At 33.3% G+C, this 21,302-nt stretch carries 17 protein-coding genes; 13 read left to right on the top strand and 4 right to left on the bottom strand.

Features of this window, described 5'->3' with window-relative positions:
- Positions 1–47: 47 nt before the first annotated feature.
- A complete protein-coding gene (locus tag IEV77_RS08545; protein WP_188463815.1) occupies positions 48–401 on the bottom strand; it encodes a 4Fe-4S dicluster domain-containing protein in 354 nt (117 codons plus the stop codon).
- A gap of 167 nt (positions 402–568) precedes the next feature.
- Between IEV77_RS08545 and IEV77_RS08540 the strand changes: the two genes are divergently transcribed.
- The 8 genes from IEV77_RS08540 (at position 569) to IEV77_RS08505 (ending at position 8,370) form a co-directional block, all read left to right on the top strand.
- Positions 569–1,627, top strand: coding sequence for an acyl-CoA reductase (locus IEV77_RS08540; RefSeq protein ID WP_188463813.1), 1,059 nt, complete (start codon positions 569–571; stop codon positions 1,625–1,627).
- A 111-nt stretch (positions 1,628–1,738) separates the two neighbouring features.
- Positions 1,739–2,803: a 3-phosphoserine/phosphohydroxythreonine transaminase gene (serC, locus tag IEV77_RS08535; RefSeq protein WP_188463811.1), complete on the top strand. Its 1,065-nt coding sequence runs from the start codon at positions 1,739–1,741 to the stop codon at positions 2,801–2,803.
- Positions 2,804–2,961: 158 nt separating this feature from the next.
- On the top strand, positions 2,962–3,924 hold the full coding sequence (locus tag IEV77_RS08530) for a D-2-hydroxyacid dehydrogenase (protein ID WP_188463809.1): 963 nt from the start codon (positions 2,962–2,964) through the stop codon (positions 3,922–3,924).
- 91 nt (positions 3,925–4,015) lie between these two features.
- Positions 4,016–4,651: a DUF937 domain-containing protein gene (locus tag IEV77_RS08525; protein WP_188463807.1), complete on the top strand. Its 636-nt coding sequence runs from the start codon at positions 4,016–4,018 to the stop codon at positions 4,649–4,651.
- A gap of 117 nt (positions 4,652–4,768) precedes the next feature.
- Complete coding sequence (locus IEV77_RS08520) at positions 4,769–5,206, top strand: DUF6146 family protein (protein ID WP_188463806.1); 438 nt, start codon at positions 4,769–4,771, stop codon at positions 5,204–5,206.
- 28 nt (positions 5,207–5,234) lie between these two features.
- The gene (locus tag IEV77_RS08515; protein WP_188463804.1) at positions 5,235–5,729 is read left to right on the top strand and encodes a DUF6787 family protein; all 495 of its coding nucleotides are present in this window, start codon (positions 5,235–5,237) and stop codon (positions 5,727–5,729) included.
- Positions 5,729–6,067, top strand: coding sequence for a hypothetical protein (locus IEV77_RS08510; protein WP_229736621.1), 339 nt, complete (start codon positions 5,729–5,731; stop codon positions 6,065–6,067). The genes IEV77_RS08515 and IEV77_RS08510 overlap by 1 nt, the downstream gene beginning before the upstream one ends.
- A 50-nt stretch (positions 6,068–6,117) precedes the next feature.
- On the top strand, positions 6,118–8,370 hold the full coding sequence (locus IEV77_RS08505; protein ID WP_188463802.1) for a TonB-dependent receptor: 2,253 nt from the start codon (positions 6,118–6,120) through the stop codon (positions 8,368–8,370).
- Positions 8,371–8,408: 38 nt separating this feature from the next.
- On the opposite strand, the gene IEV77_RS08500 is transcribed toward IEV77_RS08505, so the two are convergent.
- Positions 8,409–8,702: a hypothetical protein gene (locus tag IEV77_RS08500; RefSeq protein WP_188463799.1), complete on the bottom strand. Its 294-nt coding sequence runs from the start codon at positions 8,700–8,702 to the stop codon at positions 8,409–8,411.
- A 224-nt stretch (positions 8,703–8,926) separates the two neighbouring features.
- Here IEV77_RS08500 and IEV77_RS08495 point away from each other — a divergent pair, with 224 nt between their 5' ends.
- The 3 genes from IEV77_RS08495 to IEV77_RS08485 are packed head-to-tail and all read left to right on the top strand — an operon-like array spanning position 8,927 to position 13,800.
- Entirely contained in the window at positions 8,927–11,359 is a 2,433-nt protein-coding gene (locus IEV77_RS08495; protein ID WP_188463797.1) for a DUF5916 domain-containing protein, read from the top strand.
- Between the two features lie 53 nt (positions 11,360–11,412).
- The gene (locus IEV77_RS08490) at positions 11,413–12,075 is read left to right on the top strand and encodes an ABC transporter ATP-binding protein (protein ID WP_188463795.1); all 663 of its coding nucleotides are present in this window, start codon (positions 11,413–11,415) and stop codon (positions 12,073–12,075) included.
- 57 nt (positions 12,076–12,132) lie between these two features.
- Positions 12,133–13,800 carry a DUF8201 family protein gene (locus IEV77_RS08485; RefSeq protein WP_188463793.1) on the top strand — a complete coding sequence of 556 codons (1,668 nt, stop codon included), beginning with the start codon at positions 12,133–12,135 and terminating at the stop codon, positions 13,798–13,800.
- Here IEV77_RS08485 and IEV77_RS08480 read toward each other — a convergent pair.
- Complete coding sequence (locus tag IEV77_RS08480; protein ID WP_188463791.1) at positions 13,797–16,826, bottom strand: aminotransferase class III-fold pyridoxal phosphate-dependent enzyme; 3,030 nt, start codon at positions 16,824–16,826, stop codon at positions 13,797–13,799. The genes IEV77_RS08485 and IEV77_RS08480 overlap by 4 nt on opposite strands.
- 121 nt (positions 16,827–16,947) lie before the next feature.
- Between IEV77_RS08480 and IEV77_RS08475 the strand changes: the two genes are divergently transcribed.
- Positions 16,948–17,712 carry a TIGR02757 family protein gene (locus tag IEV77_RS08475; protein ID WP_188463789.1) on the top strand — a complete coding sequence of 255 codons (765 nt, stop codon included), beginning with the start codon at positions 16,948–16,950 and terminating at the stop codon, positions 17,710–17,712.
- Between the two features lie 59 nt (positions 17,713–17,771).
- Positions 17,772–19,253, top strand: a complete 1,482-nt coding sequence (locus IEV77_RS08470) for a S10 family peptidase (RefSeq protein WP_188463787.1) — start codon at positions 17,772–17,774, stop codon at positions 19,251–19,253.
- Positions 19,254–19,340: 87 nt separating this feature from the next.
- Here the strand turns inward: IEV77_RS08470 and IEV77_RS08465 are convergent, their stop codons facing one another.
- Positions 19,341–21,230, bottom strand: a complete 1,890-nt coding sequence (locus IEV77_RS08465) for a M61 family metallopeptidase (protein ID WP_188463785.1) — start codon at positions 21,228–21,230, stop codon at positions 19,341–19,343.
- Positions 21,231–21,302: the final 72 nt, after the last annotated feature.

Genomic DNA, 21,302 nt, shown 5'->3' with positions numbered 1-21,302 from the left:
AACCTCAAGAGAAAAGCCTTGAGGTATATCATTTAATTAAAACGTTTTTAATTTTCTGGGTGCATAAAGCGTTGTTTCCCTAAAAGTTCCTCTTCGGTTTCTACATGGGAGTCATCAGGAACACAGCAGTCCACTGGGCAAACTGCAGCACATTGTGGTTCGTCGTGAAAGCCTTTACATTCTGTACATTTATCTGGAACAATAAAATAAATTTCGTCACTTATTGGTTCTTGAGCCTCTTCTGCATCTACTTCTTTGCCGTTTGGTAAAACAACCTTGCCATTTAAAAGCGTACCATCTTTGTATCTCCAATCGTCTGCACCTTCATAAATGGCCGTGTTAGGACATTCAGGTTCACAAGCTCCACAGTTTATACATTCGTCTGTTATAATTATTGCCATAACATGCTATATTTTTAATCTTTTAGATTTAAGTTATTAAAAGGCGACATTAGATTCTTGTTGAAATAAAAAATACAATCAGTTTCAAAACCTTTTATTGCTCATTTGCTTTACGTAAATTTGCGATGCAAAAATAAAGCCAAAACAATTCATAACCAAACCTTATAATGAATTTAGAAGAAAGAATCCAAGCCTTTGCAACATTGGGCGATTTTTTAAGTCAGTTTTCAACAAACGGGATTGTAAAAAAGGAATCAATCCCTTATAACGATTTATTTTTTGAAGGCTTTAAACACCAATTAAAACTTGCGAAAGAACACAACGGTTGGTTTACAAACGAAAATATTTTATTTACTTTAGATAATTGGTCTAATGCATTGACAAATAGCAATATTAAACAGTTTGTTCAAAACTATAGCTTTAAAGAAATTGATTCTAAAAAAGTTGCCATTATCATGGCTGGAAACATCCCTTTGGTAGGTTTTCACGATTTTTTCTGTGTGTTACTTTCCGGTCATAACGTATTGGTTAAGCAGTCTAGTAACGACAAACATCTACTACCTTATTTAGCTAAATATCTAGAATATGCTGCTCCAGGTTTTAAGGATAAAATAACATTTACCGAAGGAAAATTAGAAAATTTCGATGCCGTAATTGCTACAGGAAGCGATAATACAGCTAGGTATTTTGAATATTATTTTAAAGGGAAACCTTCTATTATAAGAAAAAATAGAAATTCTGTAGCCATTTTAACTGGTAAAGAAACAGAAGACCAGTTGTCGCGCCTCTCCAATGATATCTTTAGATATTACGGGCTGGGCTGTAGGAACGTGTCTAAGATCTTTCTTCCAAAAAATTACGATTTCGAGAATTTCTTTAAAGCCATGTATAACTGGCATCCTATTATCAATGAGTCTAAATACGCCAATAACTACGACTATAACAAAGCCGTTTATTTAATGAGCGAATTTGATATGTTAGAAAATGGTTTTTTAATGATTAAGGAAGATGCAAGTTACGCCTCTCCTATTGCCACCGTTTTTTATGAACATTATGAATCTTTGGAAAGCTTAAAAAAGAAGCTGGATACCGATTCAGAAAAAATACAATGTGTTGTGTCCGACAACCTGGTAGACAACACCATAGTCTTTGGAGAAACACAAAATCCACAGTTAGGTGATTATGCCGATGGCGTTGATACTCTAAGTTTTTTGTTGAAAATTTAGTTGATAAAAAATCTGATTAGTTCCTTATAATTTATAGGAATTTAGCACCTTTGCTACTCTTAAAATAACTTTAGGTTTCCATTTATATGGAAATGAAAAAATATATTTTCTATGAAAAAACATAATTTTAGTGCAGGACCATGCATTTTACCTCAAGAAGTACTATTAAAAGCATCAGAAGCTGTAATGGATTTTAATAATGAAGGCTTATCCTTATTAGAAATTTCACATAGAAGCAAACCTTTTGTAGATGTTATGGAGAAAGCAAGATCTTTAGCATTAGAGCTTTTAGGTCTTGAAGGAAAAGGTTATAAGGCCTTATTTTTACAAGGTGGAGCAAGCACACAGTTTTTAATGGTGGCCCTTAATTTATTAGAAAAAAGAGCAGGTTATTTAAATACAGGAACTTGGAGCGATAAAGCTATTAAAGAAGCTAAAATCTATGATGATGTTTATGAAGTCGCGTCTTCTAAAAGCGCTGGTTTTAATTACATTCCTAAGGGATATGATATTCCTTCAGATTACGATTATTTTCACTGTACCTCTAACAATACCATTTTTGGAACGCAAATGAAAGCATTTCCTAAATGCGATATTCCTATGGTTTGTGATATGAGTAGCGATATTTTTTCTAGAACTTTAGATTTTACAAAATTCGATTTAATATATGCAGGCGCTCAAAAAAATATGGGTCCAGCAGGAACGACTTTAGTGGTTATTAAAGAAGATATTTTAGGAAAAGTATCTAGAAAAATCCCTTCAATCATGGATTATAAGCAACATATCGATAAAGGTAGTATGTATAATACGCCTCCAGTTTTTGCTGTTTACACGACTATGTTAACTTTAGAATGGCTTAAAAACCTAGGTGGAATCAAAGCTATTGAAAAAGTGAACGAAATGAAAGCTAGAGTTATGTATTCTGAAATAGATTTAAACCCTTTATTCAAAGGTTATTCAGTAAAAGAAGATCGTTCAAACATGAATGCGACGTTTACTTTAATTAACGACAATTTAAAGGACACATTTGAAACCATGCTTAAGGAAGCAGGAATCAATGGTATAAATGGCCATAGAAGTGTTGGAGGTTATAGAGCTTCTATGTATAATGCCTTGCCTTTAGACAGTGTTAAAGCCTTAGTAGAAGTCATGAGTGAATTGGAAACGAAAGCTTAAAATAAGTGTTCAGTTTTCAGTCGCAGTATTCAGTTGCTTACTCTAACTTGAGTTAAAATAAATAAATATTTAGCCTGTTTTTTATCTTATAAAAGATAAATACAAAATTATACAATAATAGATTCCCACCTTCGTGGGAATGAAAAATAAATTTTTCAATGAAAGCACTAGCAAACGATGGAATTTCAAAAAGTGGTATCGAGGCTTTAGAAAAAGAAGGTTTTGAAGTTCTTACCACAACAGTAGCTCAAGAACAATTAGTAAATTATATCAATACGCATCACATAGATGTTATTTTGGTAAGGAGTGCCACTCAGGTTCGTAAAGATATTATCGATGGTTGCTCTTCGATTAAGATTATTGGTCGCGGTGGTGTTGGAATGGACAATATAGATGTGCAGTATGCTAGAGACAAAGGTATTCATGTAATAAACACACCAGCAGCATCTTCACAATCCGTTGCAGAATTAGTTTTTGCTCATTTGTTTGGAGGCGTTCGTTTTTTACATGATTCTAACCGAAATATGCCTTTAGATGGTGATACCCAATTTAAATCCTTAAAAAAGAATTACGCGAAAGGTGTTGAATTAAGAGGAAAAACGCTTGGTATTATTGGTTTTGGTCGTATTGGTCGTGAAGTTGCCAAGATAGGTTTAGGTATTGGTATGAAAGTTATTGCCAGTGATAAGTTTGTTGGCAAAGCCACTATTAAAGTAGAATTCTACAACGGGCAATTTATCAATGTTGAAATTGAAACAGAACATACTAAAGACGTTATAAAACAATCAGATTTTATTACCTTACATGTACCAGCTCAAGAAGAGTATGTTATTGGAGAAAAACAATTTGAAATAATGAAAGATGGCGTAGGTATTATCAATGCCGCTCGTGGAGGTGTTATAGATGAAGTTGCTTTAGTAAAAGCCTTAGAAAGTGGTAAAGTGGCGTTTGCAGGTTTAGATACTTTTGAAGAAGAACCTACTCCAGCTGTCCAAGTTTTAATGAACGGAAGAATTTCATTAACCCCACATATTGGAGCAGCAACAAATGAGGCCCAAGATAGAATTGGTACCGAATTAGCTTCACAAATAATCAGCCTTTTAAAAACTGAGAAATCATAAACTTGTTAACAAATAAGACTTTAGAGCCTATAAATATTATTTTTTATAGGCTTTTTTGTATTTTAACACCTTCAATAAAAAACATAAGAAAATGGCAGGAATTTTAGATTTATTAAATAGTGATATGGGTAAAGCCATTGTAAATGGTGTTGCAGGACAAACCAATCAACCAGAAAGTAAAACAAATGACGTATTAACCATGGCACTTCCCGTTTTAATGCAAGCTATGAAACGCAATGCAGCGTCTCCTCAAGGAGCTGAGGGCTTAATGAATGCATTGAAAAGCAAACAAAATGGAAGTATCTTAGATAACCTTGGTGGTCTTTTTGACGGTGGTGTGGATGCCAATGTCTTAAACGATGGGAGTAAAATTTTAGGTCATGTCTTAGGAAACAAGCAACAAAGTGTAGAAAATGCTATTGGAGCGAAAGCTGGAATAGATGCTAGTTCGGTTGCTAATATCTTAAAAATGGCTGCCCCAATATTAATGGGTATGTTAGCAAAGCAAACCAAAGAAAACAATGTAAACGATGCTTCAGGTTTAGACGGTTTACTTGGTGGTTTATTAAGCGGTAATTCGGCAAATAATGAGCAGAGCTTTTTAGAGTCTATATTGGATGCAGATGGAGATGGTAGTATCATTGATGATGTTGCAGGTATGGTTTTAGGAGGAGATAAAAAGAAAGGTGGCATTGGCGGTATGCTGGGTGGCCTTTTTGGAAAATAAGACTTATAAAACATCATAATAAAAAGTCAAACTCCGGTTTGACTTTTTTCTGTTAAAGGCATTAAAAACTATTTATATCAGGCATGATTTTTGTACCTTTAAACATAAATACATACCATGAAATCAATTATTTACATCATTTTATTGGGTGGTTTTTTATTTAGTTGTAATACGACAAAACCCATAAAACAAGGCTCTAACCTTGAGGAGACGGCTATTGCTCAAAATGATACAGTTACCATCTCTAATCCAGATTTAGAATATGAAATTCTAATAATAGAACCTGGATATAACTTATGGTTAGAAACCAGAGCCAAACCAGAAGGCTATTACGAACAAAGTTATTTAGAATCTAGAAATAACCTCTATGTGGCATCTTGGAATAACAGGGTTATGCAACCATTACAATATCCATCAGGTTTATATGAATCACGAATTTTTTACGATCGCGCAATAGATTATGGTTACGATGTTAATTACAAACTCTATAACTATTTCATATACTTTCAATTAACCTATAAACAGCAATTAACTAGCTTTATTCCTAGAATTTAGAATATCTTTGCATTTTTAAAAAGTGTTCATGAAGACATTCAAAAAACATTGGGAGATACAGCAAAATTGGCAACTTATCTTTCCCTTATTGGGAATCTTAGGATTGGCTTATAGTTCCTTTAAGCTAGCAAATGCCTTTTTGAAAGATTATCAAATATGGATTGTTTTGGCCGCAAGTGCCCTAATATTTTTCATTTTATTAAAGTTTATTCTCTTTTTATTTAAAAAACTAGAAACCCGATGGGTTGTAGAATATAGATGGGAACTCATTCGTATTTTTATAGTTTTTGCTATTACAGGAACTTCCTCTCTATTTGTTGGAAGACCTATTATTAAGCTGATTGGAATTACTCAAGAAAACTTAAATGTGGTGGTTTATTGGGTTTTGTACATTGTAATTGGCCTTATTTTTTATCAGATATTATTAGTAAGTATAGGCTGGCTCTTTGGACAGTTTAAATTCTTCTGGGAATTTGAAAAGAAAATGCTTAGCAGATTTGGCTTAAAACGTTTTTTAGATTAGTGCCATATATTAGACAACATATTATATTTAGAATTCTTACCATACTCTTGGTAGGCTGTGTGTTGATGCCTTCTGCTTTTAAGTTGGCACATGCTTTTAGTCACACCAATCACCAACACGAAGTTTGTCTAGGCGAAAAACAGATTCATTTACATGCGCTAGATGTTAATTGTGAATTTCATAAATTTCAGCTTAACACAGCTTTTACCCTTCCCGTAAACGCTTATCACTTCCTTGTAATACAGGAAAATCATTCCTTAATTCATTCACAATATTATTTTATAAGTGAATTTCAGCAACTTCATTTTAATTTACGTGGGCCGCCTCGTACTAGTTAATTTATTTTAGATTGATCATTCAGTAAATATTTAACTATAAAAAATTAAACATGAAATATATATTAAGCGCCGTGATGGTATTTGTGCTTTGTAATACTTTTGCACAAAATTCTATCTCAGGCATCATAGTAGATCGTGATACAGACACGAGGCTACCATTTGTAAACATCTATATTCCAGAATTAGAAACTGGAACAAGTACAAATGATAATGGGGAGTTTATCCTCAATAATATTCCAAACGGAAATTATAAAATAACATATTCTTACTTAGGATATGAGACAAAGTCTCAAACAATGACTTTTCCAAATACAGAACCACTTACAATTACTTTAGTAACGAGTGCCGTAGAAATGGATGCGATTATACTCTCGACACCTTTTCATAAACTTCAAAGTGAAAACGTAATGAAAGTCGATTACGAAAAAGTAAGCGATTTAAAGGCAATAGGAGCCATTACATTAACCGAGGGAATAGACAATATTGCTGGTGTAGAAAGTATTACTACAGGTTTAAGTGTTGGGAAACCCGTAATTCGTGGTTTGAGTTCCAATCGTGTTTTAGTATATGCTCAAGGTGTTAGATTAGAAAATCAGCAATTTGGAGCAGAGCACGGTTTGGGATTAAATGATGCAGGAGTTGAGAGTATTGAGGTTATAAAAGGCCCAGCTTCCCTACTCTATGGAAGCGATGCTTTAGGTGGTGTTTTGTATTTAAATCCAGAAAGATTTGCTTCTTTCAATACTAATTCAGCAGATTTTAATGCAACCTATTTCTCTAACACCCTAGGTTACAGCACGAATGTAGGATATAAAGAATCTGGCGAAAAGTTTAAGTTTTTATTTCGTGGATCTGTTACAGGTCATTCAGATTATGATGCTCCAGACTATCGTGTTACAAACACCCGATTTAAAGAAGAAGATTTTAAAGCAGGTTTAGGCTATCAAGTCACAAATTTTAAAACAGAATTTCGTTATAACATGAACCATTCAAGTTTAGGGATTCCTGAAGAGATTGGGGAACAATCCACAAGCAAAACGCCTTTATTACCTTATCAAGATATTACAAATCACATTTTTAGTTCTAAATCGACTGTGTTTTTTGATAATTCTAGTTTAGAAATAAATTTAGGATATATCTATAATAACAGACAAGAGTTTGAAGATGAGCACCACCACGATCATCATGATGATGAAACTGAGGAAGAGCATGAAGAGCATGAAGAAGATGAAGAACATGATGACGATCACGCGGAAGAAGAAGCCGCTCTTAACATGAAATTAAAGACTTTTAATTACGATTTAAAATATAATTTACCTGATTACGGTCGATTTGAAACCATTGTTGGGGTTCAAGGTATGAATCAAGTAAACAGTAATTATGGAGAAGAAATTCTAATCCCAGATGCTACAACTAACGATTTGGGTGTTTTAGCAACCTCTCACATCCATTTTGAAACAGTAGATGTTCAATTAGGTGCTCGATTTGATTATCGTAATATTTTAATAGATGAAACCATCTCAAAAAATTACACCAGTTTTAATGGAGCCGCAGGATTAAAAACAACACTGTTTGATTTTGTAATTACAAGATTTAATGTAGCCACCGGGTTTAGAGCACCTAACCTTTCTGAATTATCTTCAGACGGGGTGCATCATGGAACCAATCAATATGAAATTGGAAATATTAATTTGGTTAATGAGCAAAATATTCAGCTTGATTTAGCCCTTGAATATGACAGTGATCATTTTGAGTTTTTTGTAAATGGTTTTTATAACTACATATACGATTATATCTATTTAGCTCCTACAGGAGAAACGATAGATGATGTTCCTGTTTACAATTACACACAGGACAATGCCAAACTTTATGGTGGTGAAATAGGTTTACACTTTCATCCACATCCTTTAGACTGGTTGCATTTTGAAAGCAGTTTCGAATCGGTAACTGGACAACAGGATAATGGCGATTATTTACCACAAATACCAGCAAATTCCATTCTTAATACCATTCGTGTTGAATATGACACAAAATGGTTGAATAAAGGCTATGCCTTTGTAAAACTTCGCTCTACTTTCGAACAGAACAAGGTGAGTATTTTTGAAACAGCTTCAACAGGTTATAGCCTATTAAGTGCTGGGTTTGGTGGGACTATTAGTCTCTTTAAAAATGATTTATCCATTTCAATTTCGGGAACCAATTTAACTGACAAAAGTTATGTCAATCATTTGTCGCGTTTAAAACCTTTAGGAATAGATAATATGGGGAGAAACTTTAGCATTGGATTAAGCTATAAAATATAACTCTTAAAAAGTCTTCTGAAGGTTCTCTTCAGAAGACTTTATTTTTTAATTTCTACTATTTTTTTAGACTTACTACTTGAAAACACAAAAGTGTATAACCACATAATTGTAAATGAAGGAATAAAGTCTATTATTGGTAATGCTTCTTCAATAAAAGTACCTACTGCGGCAATTCTACCTTTCTTTCCAGGATACAACTTAGTCATTAAATAAGCTGATAAAGGTGCCCAAACAAAATCGAATGGCGGAAATACATAGGAAACATAACCTAAAAGGTCAAAGATAATTCCTATAAGTAATTTTTTGTTTTTTGATTGTTTTTCTAATGTCATATAAAGTATTTATTAAGCATACTCATACAAATAACGTTCCAAACTATTCATGTCAGCACTGATTAGTAAGCACTTATTACAATTTTAAGATAACCTGGAATACATTTTTTAAGATATTTTTAACTTTTACTTAGTATGATTATATAAATCACAGCTTTAGATTTGTCAACCCAATTGTAACAATGTCTCATTTTCATTGTCTTTAAACCAACCCTTTTTTGTCAATGAAATATGTTTCACTTTTAGTTTTGACGTTACTTTTTTCAAATGCAATCTTTGCTCAGGAGAAGAAAACTCTTTATACCAAACGAGCTGTGATAGCTCCGAAAATTGATGCCCATTTAAACGATGAGATTTGGCAGGGTGCAGATTTGGCAGATGATTTTATACAATTTAGGCCAAATATTGGTTTAGAAGAAAAATCTTATCAAAAAACAGTTGTTCGAGTTGCTTATGATGACGATGCCATATACTTTGCGGCTTATCTTTATGATCATCCAGATGATATTATAAAACAATTTCAAAGTCGAGATAACTTTGGTATTAACGATTTTTTTGCAGTTGTTTTAAACCCAAATAACGATTCACAAAACGATACTGAATTCTTTGTGTTTCCTACAGGAAACCAAGCTGATGCTATAATTTCTCCAAATATTGGAGAAGATTTTGGTTGGAATGCTGTTTGGGAAAGTGCAGCCAGAATAGTAGACGATGGCTGGATTGTTGAAATGAAAATCCCGTACTCTGCTTTGCGTTTTTCTAATAAGAAAGAACCAGTTTGGGGCTTGCAGTTTCATAGGCAATTTAGATCGGATAGATCTCAATACTCTTGGAACCCCATAAACCCTGAAGTTGGAAACCAGAGTTTATACCACGGGGAATTGCTTGGGATAAAAGACATAGAACCACCAACTAGATTGATGTTATATCCTTATGCATCCACGGTGATTAGTAAAATAGGTGATGACAATATCACGGACGAGTATCATATTGGAATGGATTTAAAATATGGAATTACAGATAATTTCACTTTAGACGCCACCTTAATTCCAGATTTTAGTCAGGTTGGCTTTGATAATGTCGAATTAAATTTAGGCCCTTTCGAGCAACAGTTTTCTGAACAGAGACAATTTTTTACTGAAGGTGTGGATTTATTTACAAAAGGAAACTTATTTTATTCCAGACGTGTAGGAAACGCACCTACTGGAGAAGCGGATCTAGACACCAATGAAATAGTTACAGATTATCCAGAAAAGGTAAAAACCTTGAATGCATTTAAAATTTCAGGAAGAAATAAAAATGGTCTAGGAATTGGACTGTTTAATGCCATTACGGAAAAAACTTATGCCACAGTTGAAGACACATTGAGTTATAACTCAAGAAAAGAACTTGTTGAACCCTTAACCAATTATAATATTTTTGTAATTGATCAGCAATTTAATGGCAATTCCTCTGTGAGTTTAATTAATACAAACGTTACTAGAAATGGCCATTATAGAGATGCAAACGTAACCGCTCTCTTGCTAGATTATGCCAACAAAAACAATACCATCGGTCTTAATGTAGCCGCAAAACATAGTTTTCTAAATTTAGAAGAAGGCAATCAAAGTGGCTTTAATGGCGCATTTGGAATTGGTAAGATAAGTGGTAATTATCAGTATAGCATGGATTATGAATTTGCTGATGAAAACTACGATATAAATGATTTTGGAATAAATTTCAGAAACAATTATAGTAATTTTGGAGCAGATTTTTCTTATGAAATCTTTGAACCCATTAACAACTTGATAGACTTTGATTATAGTTTATGGTTTAATTACAGCATGCTTTATAACCCAAGCACTTATACCGGTAAAAATATTGGAGGGAGTATTTACTTCCAAAATAAGAACCTCCTTGGATATGGTGGTAGTTTTAATTATGAAATGGGAAAGCAGTACGATTATTACGAAGCCAGAACTGAAGGTCGTTATTTTATATACGAAAATTGGGTAAATGCAGATGTTTGGGCTTCTTCAAATTACAACAAGACCTTTGCATACGATGTTTCATTAGGTGCGGGAACCATGTTTCAGGAAGACCGTGACATGTTTAATTTTAACATAGGCATAAGTCCTAGGGTGCGTTTTAACGATAGATTCACCTTAATCTATGATGTAGACTTCAATAGTTCCAATGGTGGACAAGGGTACATTGAAACCTTAAATAATGATATTATTTTTGGACTACGAGACAGGAACACCTTAGTAAATAGCATTACAGGTAATTATAATTTTAATGTATTTCATGCCCTTTCGTTAACCTTTCGAAATTATTGGAGTGTGGTAACCTATGATAATCAGCTATATACCTTGGAAGATAATGGGCGATTGACTACTGAAGATGGCTACACTTTAGAAGACATAGATAATCCAAATGTAAATTTCAATACCTGGAATCTAGATTTTGGATATTCTTGGCAATTTGCGCCAGGTAGTATGTTAACAGCTTTGTATAGAAATAGTTTATTTGATTTATCGAATGCGTCCAGAGAGACTTATTTTAACAGTGTAAACCATCTTTTCCAGCAACCTATAGATCATAATTTCTCCATTAGAGTTGTTTATTATATCGATTACAACCATGTTAAAAACATTTTTAATAAGAAAAACAGCTGATGATTGTACAGCACGTCTTATTGTATTAAATTCACCACAACATTTGGTTTTATATGATTCAAGCAAAAAACATTCATAAGTACTTTGGCGATTTACACGTTTTAAAAGGTGTAGATTTAGATATTAAAAAAGGAGAAATAGTATCCATTGTTGGGGCTTCTGGTGCAGGAAAAACGACGCTACTTCAAATTCTTGGAACTTTAGATGCGCCTTCTTCAAAAGAAAAAAGTGAATTCATTATAAATAATACCAATATTAATTCGTTGAACGATCGCGTTTTGGCAAAATTTAGAAATGAGCATCTGGGATTTATCTTCCAGTTTCATCAGCTTCTACCTGAGTTTACAGCTTTAGAAAACGTTTGTATTCCTGCCTATATTAAGAAAACAAAGAAAAGTGAGGCTGAAAAAAGAGCCAAAGAGCTTCTAGATTTCTTAGGATTGTCTAATAGATACGAACACAAGCCAAATGAGCTTTCTGGTGGGGAACAACAACGTGTGGCTGTAGCTAGAGCATTAATAAATAATCCTGAATTGATTTTTGCCGATGAGCCTTCAGGAAATTTAGATAGTGAATCTGCAGAAAACTTGCATCAGTTATTTTTTAAACTTCGCGATGAGTTTGGACAAACCTTTGTAATTGTTACTCACAACCAGGAATTAGCAGATATGGCAGATAGAAAACTGACTATGGTTGATGGTAAAATTATATATTAGAGACTAAATATCTAGGCATAAATATGACATCGGCTGCCAATTAATTAAATTTATTACATGCTATTTATTCTACTTTCTTGGGTTTATATACTGGCAATAACTTTAGTTGCCGGAGTAAGTCTTGATCGGTTATTAAAACTAAAAGATTACAATCCTATTTTAGTACTATTTCATGGCTTTCTAGCGGTCACTTTAGTCAGTGGATTTTGGGCTGTGTTTTTTCCCATTAATTGGAGATTTCATGTTTTTATTGTGATTATAACCATTATTTTATCATTTATAAATAACTCTTTAACAGTTAAATATGCTACTTTATTTAAAGAAGAAGTTTGCAAGTTGTCCACGTTTTTTAAAATTGTATTCCTACTAATTTTAGTTCTAATTTTAGCCCAAAGTGCTTCGCCTCCATTCTTAATGGATAACGAATCCTATTATATTCAAACCATAGCTTGGCTGAACGAATTTGGACTTGTAAAAGGACTGATTAATCTGCATCTTTTTTTGGGTCAAACGAGTGGTTGGCATCTCTTGCAAAGCGCTTTTAATTTTAGTTTTTTACGCGAAGGATTAAACAACTTGAACGGACTGACTTTGCTACTTGGAAATTTTTATGCACTTATTAAACTGAATGATTATTTCAAGAATAAAAACAATCCTTTGGATTTGGTAGTTGGCCTCTTCCCGATCTTTAATGTTTTTTTGTTTCAATTTATTAGTGCTCCTTCTCCAGATTTAGCTGTTTATGTTATTTCCTTGCTTGTGTTTTATGGCTTTTTAATGAACTATCATGCCTGTAGTAGAAATGGGATTGTATCTTTAGTTATGTTGGTATCATTTTTATTTCTAATTAAAGCTACAACAATCATTTTTGTATTATTCCCTTTAATTATTTACATCAAACATTATAAACACGTCAAACAATACACCTTTAAAATAAGTTTGATTGTCGTTTTTACACTAGCTTTAATTCTAATTAAAAACATTTTAATTACTGGAAATCCTATTTATCCTTTTGCTGGAATTGAAGGTTTAAAGACAGACTGGAGCTTGCCTAGTCCTATAGAGAAATATTTTTATAATTATGCCAAAGCCTATGGTTATGGCGTTACTCCTGAATTTTATAGCAATACCTCGTATTTAAGTTTAATAAAAAGTTGGGTACTACAAATAGGTATGGATGGGCTACTTAATAAAGCTATATTATTTATTTTAATTCTATTTTTAGTCTTTATAAAACGCTTTAAGACAAACAAAGCCATATTATTTATTTATGGCATCTCGTTGCTACAACTTATAATATTGTTTGTTACATCACCTCAATTTAGATTTTACGTGCCATTTGTAATCATCCTTTCCCTTTTTCTTATTGCTGAAGTCATTAAATCTGAAAAAGTAATAAAAAGTCTCTTAGCCGTAAGTATTCTTGCTATTCTAATTCCTTTATTTTTTGCAATTCCAAAGGTTCAAACAAACAGATTTGAAACTGGTTATATGATAGAACCACATGGAAATAGCCAGTTTGAAACAGATTATCAAACTATAGAGGTTGGAAACACACAGATTAATTACCCAACAAACATCGACTTTTTCTGGGGAACAGGAAACACCAAATTACCAGCTTTAAACAAACAACAATTAGATTATTTTAAAACGTATTTTAAAGTCATTCCCCAACAACGAACTGAAAACTTAAAAGATGGATTTTATTTTAAGTCATTAGATTAGAACCTTATAAAATCTTCTTTTAGGATTTGCTTTAACCTATCTAATAACTCATTAGCATTCTCTATAGAAAAGACCATTGGAGGCTTTATTTTTAAAGCATTGTTATCTTTACCATCCGTACTCATTAAAATACCGAAATCCTTCATTCTATTGGCTAAATAAGAAGCTTTCTCTGTTAAAGGTTGCCTATGTTCATCTGTTAGCTCAAACCCTAAAAACAAGCCTTGTCCTCTAACATCTCCAATTATGGGAAATGGGTTTTGAAGTTTTATTAATTCATCTTTCAAATAACCTCCAACATTAAGAGCATTTTCTTGAAGCTTTTCATCTTTAATAACTTGCAAAACTTCTTTCCCAATGGCACAAGAAACTGGGTTTCCTCCAAACGTGTTAAAATATTCCATACCATTTGCAAAAGCATTCGCAACTTCTTGGGTACACACAACTGCTGCTAGTGGATGACCATTTCCAATAGGTTTTCCAATAGTCACAATATCGGGAATGACATCATGCATCTGAAACCCCCAAAACGTCTGTCCGACTCTGCCACAACCTGTTTGCACTTCGTCTGCAATACAAAGACCACCTGCTTTTCTAACGGATTGATAAGCAAGCTTTAAATAGTTTTTAGGAAGTTCTACTTGTCCGCCACAACTAATAATACTTTCACAAATAAAACCAGCTACTTTTCTACCTTTAGCATGAATATTATCTATTTGCCTATCTATATGTTTGGCATATTTTTCAGCTGTGTTATCACCTTGATACAAACCTCTGAACCTATCGGGAAGTGGCACAATATGCGTATGTTCTGGAGCTCCTTGACCTCCTTTTCCATCAAATTTGTAAGAACTCATATCAATACATGCGTTTGTATTACCATGGTAGCCAATTTCAATAGCTATCATATCCTTGGCTTTGGTATAAGCTTTTGTCATACGCAAGGCTAATTCGTTGGCCTCACTTCCAGAATTCACAAAATGTACAACTGATAATTCCTTAGGAAACGTTTTCAATAACTCTTTAGCAAATGCATTGATGTTGTTATGTAAATAGCGAGAATTCGTGTTTAAAATAGCCATTTGCTCTTGTCCAGCTTTTACTACTCTTGGGTGTTCATGGCCAATATGAGCTACATTATTGACGGTATCTAAATATTTTCTTCCTGTATTATCAAATAAATAAACACCAGCACCTCGTAATATTTTTAATGGTTTTGTATAAGAGAGACTCAGACTTTTTCCTAGATGATTTTTTCTAAAATCTAGAAGTTCTTCATTTGAAGTACTCTGAGATGTCCTAAGACCTTCATCTTTAAAAAACACATTTGGATTTGGGCATATACTACTCCAAACAGACATACGTTTTGGAAATGCGACTCCAGGAAAATCATGGGTATTATCCAGCATATCTAACATGACTTGAAAATGTAAATGTGGCGCCCAATCACCATTTTCACTAACATCACCAACATAAGCTAACAAATCATTTTTCTTAACTTTTTGACCCTGCGTTAATAAATTTAAACTGCTTTCAGACAAATGTCCATAAAGGGTATAAAACGGAATTCCAGCATCTGTTTGGTGTTTTAAGATTAAAGTTGGCCCATAATCCTTATTGTTTCCATTGTAATGAATGCTAAAAATATGGCCCTCAAAAGGCGCGTGAATTGCCGTATTTTTCTTCACCCAAAAATCAACTCCCAAATGTGTGGTTCTGTATTCTGGCCCAGAATTTCCTTCTTTTTGATATGCATTGGTACTGTAAAAGGGTCTAATCTCTAAATAACCTCCTGCAAATAAGGCGTTGGGTTTTTCAGCTTGTAACCTATTTATTTTAAAACTTGTTAGCTCTAAATCGTTATATTCTTTTTCATTGCCCAACCAAGTGCTTCCAACACCCATGTCTAAGCTATAAAGCTGATTAAAGTGAAGTGTTGGGAAAAAATCGTTCAAGGAAACATGTTGCTTTTCCGCCCACTTCAAAAAAGAGTTTTCATTTGGATGTGCTGAAAAACCACATGCTTCACGAAAACTATAATACGCTAAATTCTCATCCACTTGCATCCATCTTTCAAGAACGTCCCATGCTGGTTTTTCGCTTATCATTAAATAATTGTTATCCGGTTCTTTTTGTTTGTTTAAAGCCGATTTAGTTACGCTAATCACCAAACGCATGGCTAGCAAATTATAGAGATATTTAAGCTCTTCTTCCTGTAATGGATATTGACTATGATAACCTGAAACAAATGGTAAAGAGGCTTCCAATAAATCTGGCTTCCCCATGATGGCATAAGCCATGGCAACGGCTAAATCGTTAATGGTTTGTGTGTAAATAGTATCTCCAAAATCAATAATGGCGGTTACTTCGGGATGAATCAGATTTGATGAAACAAGAATATTATTATCATTTGCATCATTATGAACAACACTTTTTCTTAGATTATTATAGTCATTCTGAACCCCTTTAAATCGAGTCTGAAAATGTGAAAGGATCTGTTTTTGTTCAGATGAAAATAAATCTAAGTGATTATAGGTCCAATCTGATTGCGCGATATCCCATTCAAATTCTCTATGTGCCATTGCGTGCTCAAAACCTTTTAAAGCCTTAGTGATTTTCCCAGCTTCAGAACCTAAATTAAAAAGTAAATCGTCTTTAATAGGATTCACAGAAGACCACAACCTTCCATCTATCCAAGATAATAAGCGTACCAACCTTGTATTTCCTGAAGAATCTTGAATAGAACTAATGAAATTTCCATGAGTATCTGGAAAAATAATGGGTGCATTCAAATTTCTTTTTGAAAGATATTGAAGGATTTCCTGTTGAAATTCTAAATATTTTAAATCTTCGTCTGGTCTGCTAATTTTTAAAATATAGTTGGCTTCTTTCGTTTTAATCAAAAAATTAAAATCTAATTCCCCAGGTAAGGTTTTCACTTCTCCCACAAGGTTATAAAGACTTTTTGCAATATCCTTAGCTTGTTCTGGTTGGATTTTTATGTTGGAATAATCAGCAGACTTCATACACAAATTGGGTTAAAAATATGATAAACGAAGTTACTTTTTTTTAAATGAATTATTCAAATGAGAATCTTTCTATTTTAAAAACATATGCATATTTTTAAGGATTCAAATAAAAGATACCTTGAACAAAACAGAACTAAAAGAATTTTTGGATGCTAAAGTGATTCAATACAATCGTCCAGATTTTATTGAAAGCGATCCCATTCAAATTCCACATCTTTTTAACAAAAAGGAAGACATTGAAATTGCGGGGTTTTTAACGGCAACTATTGCTTGGGGAAATAGAAAAAGTATTATCAATAATGCTAAGAAAATGATGGCGTTAATGGATCAATCGCCTTACGACTTTGTAATAAACCATCAAGAACAAGATTTAGAAGCTTTATTGCCTTTTGTTCACCGAACTTTTAATGGCACCGATTTTATCACATTTATAAAGAGTTTGCAACATATTTATAACCAGCATCAAGGTTTGGAATCTGTTTTTATAGAGGGAATTAAGAATGATTCGTTACAAAACTCCATACATCACTTTAAAAAAGTGTTTTTTGAGATTGACCATTTGCCAAGAACCCAAAAGCATGTTAGTGATCCGCTTAAAAATTCGGCTGCAAAAAGAATAAACATGTATTTAAGATGGATGGTTAGAACCGATAATACTGGCGTAGATTTCGGTATTTGGAATAACATCAAGCCTTCACAATTATCTTGTCCGCTAGACGTGCACTCAGGAAATGTAGCTAGAAAACTAGGGTTATTAACACGAAAACAAAACGATGGTAAAGCTTTAGCCGAATTAGATAAAGCCTTACGAAAACTAGATTCCAACGATCCAGTAAAATACGATTTTGCCCTATTTGGTTTAGGTGTATTTGAAGGATTTTAACAGTTTTCGAAAACAGTATCCAATAAAACATTTTATCTTTAAAACTTAAAATATTTTCTATGAAAAATCTCTTCTTATTATTTTTTACATTATCAACAAGCTTGCTGTTTTCTCAAGTCAAAAAAATCCCTGTAGATACCATGGTTGTTACCAATCATTCTATTATGATTAACGGACAAAACTTGTCTTATGAAGCTACTGCTGGAACACAACCTGTTTGGAATGCTAAGGGCGAACCCATTGCCACTTTATTTTATACCTATTACAAGAAGAGCAATAGCGAAAAAGAAAAACGTCCTATTATCTTTTCTTTTAATGGCGGACCGGGTTCTGCATCTGCTTGGATGCATATTGCCTATACAGGACCTGTAATTTTGAATATAGACGACGAAGGTTATCCGGTGCAACCTTATGGTGTTAAAGATAATCCACATTCGATTTTAGATGTTGCTGATATTGTTTTTATAGATCCCGTAAATACGGGGTATTCCAGAATGGTTGAAGATAAAGATGGGAAATTTCCAGATAGGAAAACATTTTTCGGAATTAATGCAGATATTAAATATCTAGCCGAATGGATGAACACCTTTGTAACTAGAAAAAATCGTTGGGAATCTCCGAAATATTTAATTGGAGAAAGCTATGGAGGCCCAAGAGTTATGGGCTTATCTAAAGAATTGCAAAACAATCAATGGATGTATTTAAATGGTGTTATTTTAGTTTCTCCTGCCGATTATAAAATATACTCAACCGATCAGCCTATTTATTCCTCTTTGAATTTACCATATTTCACTGCAGCTGCCTGGCATCAAAAAGCCTTATCACCAGCTCTTCAACAACAAGATTTATTAGAAATCTTACCAGAAGTAGAAACGTTTACTATTAATAACTTAATGCCAGCCATTGCAAAAGGAGGGTTTATTTCTGACGCTGAAAAAGAACAAGTAGCAGAAAAAATGAGTTTGTATTCAGGTTTGGATAAAGAGGCCATTTTGGATCATAATTTAAATGTGCCTACCAATTTCTTTTGGAAAGAACTTTTACGTGACAAAGGATATACCATTGGAAGGTTGGATTCTCGTTATTTAGGTATTGACAAAATGAGAGCAGGAAATTCACCTGATTACAATGCCGAACTAACCTCATGGCTTCACTCCTTCACGCCAGCAATTAATTATTATTTAAGAGAGGAACTTCATTTTAAAACAGATATTAAATACAATATGTTTGGTGATGTGCATCCTTGGGATAGAGAAAATGACCATACAAGAGAGGGATTACGTCGTGCTATGGCTGAAAACCCATATTTAAAAGTGTTGGTGCAGTCTGGTTATTACGATGGAGCAACCACCTATTTTGCTGCAAAATACACTGTGGCGCAAATGGATCCAAGTGGTAAAATGAAAGACCGTATTACCTTTAAAGCATATAGAAGTGGCCATATGATGTATCTTAGAAGTGAAGATTTAATATCTGCGACAGATGATATTAGACAGTTTATCAAAGACTCTGAAACTAAAGGAAAAGCAGCAAAATATTAAACAAAAAAAAACCTGATGAATTTATTTTCATCAGGTTTTTTTAAATTCTAAAATCGCAGATCAACCATCTACAATCTCAATTATATTCTATCCTTTTAACCAAGCTTTACGTAAAGCTATTTGAGCTTCAGTAGCATTTGGATTATTAATTAAGGATTTTCCAAGAGTGTAAGATTTAGCTACTGCTGTTTTAATAACAATCTCTTCTCCATCTCTATTTATAACAACTTCAATTGCTTCTCCTTCTTCCCACATGAATACTTTTTGGAACACACCGTTGGCAGTCATCATAGTAACTTCTTCACCATTTACAGATTTAATAACATCGTTTGGTTTTACACCATTGTCATTCCAAAAACTATTTTCAGAAACTAAGCCATTAAAATAAATAGAACCATTTTCTTGATTTGCTCCAAAAATTAAAGCACCACTATTTTGTAATAAATTGGTTTCTACTTTACTTTCTCCTAATTCAAGACCAACCATAGAGAAAAAATCTCCGTAGTTAATTGGCACATCTCCTACAACGTGTGTTTGTAAAAACTCGCCAACAGAAGGATAGGTCATAGATGTAATTTCTGCAATTAAATTATCGTCAACAAAAGGTTTGTCGTGACCATATTTTAGAGATAATTCTTTCATAAGAGATAAAATCCCTCTATTTCCATTGCTTTCTTCACGCATTAAAATATCAATACACATACCAATTAAAGCACCTTTTTGATAAACGTTGTAATATTGAGTTGCATAAGGTTCATCCAATATGTTTTCACTCATAATGGTAAAACTCATGGTGTCATTCATTCCAGAAGCTGTTTGCACTTTTTCCATGATTTTAGCATAAAATGCTTCATCTGTAATTAGTCCTTGATCTACTTGAAACAACGTGGCAAAATATTCAGTAACACCTTCATACATCCATAAATGCTTAGAAAAAGTTGGATTAGCATAATCGAAATAATGTACATCTTCAGAATGAACACTTAAAGGAGTTACAATATGAAAGAATTCATGAGAAACTACATCTACCATACTTTCGGCAAGGGCTTCATCAGGAATTGCTTCTGGCATAACAACAACCGTAGACGTATGATGTTCTAAAGCACCAAATCCTTTAGGAGATTCTTCATCACCACGAGATAAATACAAATAGATATCATAACGAGGGGTGCTATTAATATCACCTAAATAAGCTTTTTGTGCTTCCATCATGGTTTTCATTGTTTCACCAATTTGCTTCGCATTATGAACTTTATTTGGAGAATAAATACTTAAAACGACTTTAATGCCACCAACTTCAAATTCTTCAACATCTAGATTACCATACATCATTGGATTATCTGTAATATCGAAATATCTAGGAGCAAAATAACTTGTGGTGATGGTTTCGCCATCTTCACTCGTTTTTTCAGAGATATTTTGTAACGCAGACGTACGTACAAAATCTGCAGGTGCAGTCACTTCTAATTGATACTGATTGTTTTTTAACGAATCGAAATACCCGATAAATCCATGTAAATTCAATACATAGTTATCTGGTTCAATATTTGTTCCTGCTGGAGAAAAAGGCGTATCTCCACCAATACCACCAGAAACCTCAATATCAAATGTATCGTTTACATAATAGGTAATATAATCTAAGTTAGTAGCTCCGCCAATAGTCCAAGTATTGGTGTCTATTTTATTTGCCACTAATTCTGCTCCATTATAATCGTATGCTTTGAAATCGTCCACATACTTTCCAAAATCACTTACAGAATAAGTACCTTGAACTACTTTTGGTAATCTGTAAGTAACAGTTTCCACGGTAAATCTACCTGGATTAATAGTTACAGGTACCTGATCGTTAGTAACTTTAGTTAAATCTATTGACGTATCAATAGGAGTATTTACTGCTAAATCTGCAGTAGTTTTTGTGGATGTGCCACAGGCGACAAGTAATAAACTTAAACCTAGAGTGGTAAATAATTTCTTCATTATGATGGTTATTTTAATTTTAAGTATGACGTCCAAAAATACAATGTGTTACAAACAAAAACCTTAACATTT

It is taken from the genome of Xanthomarina arctica (assembly GCF_014638915.1).
Taxonomy (GTDB): domain Bacteria; phylum Bacteroidota; class Bacteroidia; order Flavobacteriales; family Flavobacteriaceae; genus Xanthomarina; species Xanthomarina arctica.
This window is presented reverse-complemented; position numbering and strand designations above follow the sequence as displayed.

Coding starts and splice junctions, on each gene's coding strand:
- IEV77_RS08540 (WP_188463813.1), top strand. CDS start 569: ATGAATTTAGAAGAAAGAATCCAAGCCTTTGCAACATTGGGCGATTTT.
- IEV77_RS08495 (WP_188463797.1), top strand. CDS start 8,927: ATGAAATATGTTTCACTTTTAGTTTTGACGTTACTTTTTTCAAATGCA.
- IEV77_RS08530 (WP_188463809.1), top strand. CDS start 2,962: ATGAAAGCACTAGCAAACGATGGAATTTCAAAAAGTGGTATCGAGGCT.
- IEV77_RS08545 (WP_188463815.1), bottom strand. CDS start 401: ATGGCAATAATTATAACAGACGAATGTATAAACTGTGGAGCTTGTGAA.
- IEV77_RS08505 (WP_188463802.1), top strand. CDS start 6,118: ATGAAATATATATTAAGCGCCGTGATGGTATTTGTGCTTTGTAATACT.
- IEV77_RS08520 (WP_188463806.1), top strand. CDS start 4,769: ATGAAATCAATTATTTACATCATTTTATTGGGTGGTTTTTTATTTAGT.
- serC (WP_188463811.1), top strand. CDS start 1,739: ATGAAAAAACATAATTTTAGTGCAGGACCATGCATTTTACCTCAAGAA.
- IEV77_RS08470 (WP_188463787.1), top strand. CDS start 17,772: ATGAAAAATCTCTTCTTATTATTTTTTACATTATCAACAAGCTTGCTG.
- IEV77_RS08490 (WP_188463795.1), top strand. CDS start 11,413: ATGATTCAAGCAAAAAACATTCATAAGTACTTTGGCGATTTACACGTT.
- IEV77_RS08465 (WP_188463785.1), bottom strand. CDS start 21,230: ATGAAGAAATTATTTACCACTCTAGGTTTAAGTTTATTACTTGTCGCC.
- IEV77_RS08485 (WP_188463793.1), top strand. CDS start 12,133: ATGCTATTTATTCTACTTTCTTGGGTTTATATACTGGCAATAACTTTA.
- IEV77_RS08500 (WP_188463799.1), bottom strand. CDS start 8,702: ATGACATTAGAAAAACAATCAAAAAACAAAAAATTACTTATAGGAATT.
- IEV77_RS08480 (WP_188463791.1), bottom strand. CDS start 16,826: ATGAAGTCTGCTGATTATTCCAACATAAAAATCCAACCAGAACAAGCT.
- IEV77_RS08525 (WP_188463807.1), top strand. CDS start 4,016: ATGGCAGGAATTTTAGATTTATTAAATAGTGATATGGGTAAAGCCATT.
- IEV77_RS08515 (WP_188463804.1), top strand. CDS start 5,235: ATGAAGACATTCAAAAAACATTGGGAGATACAGCAAAATTGGCAACTT.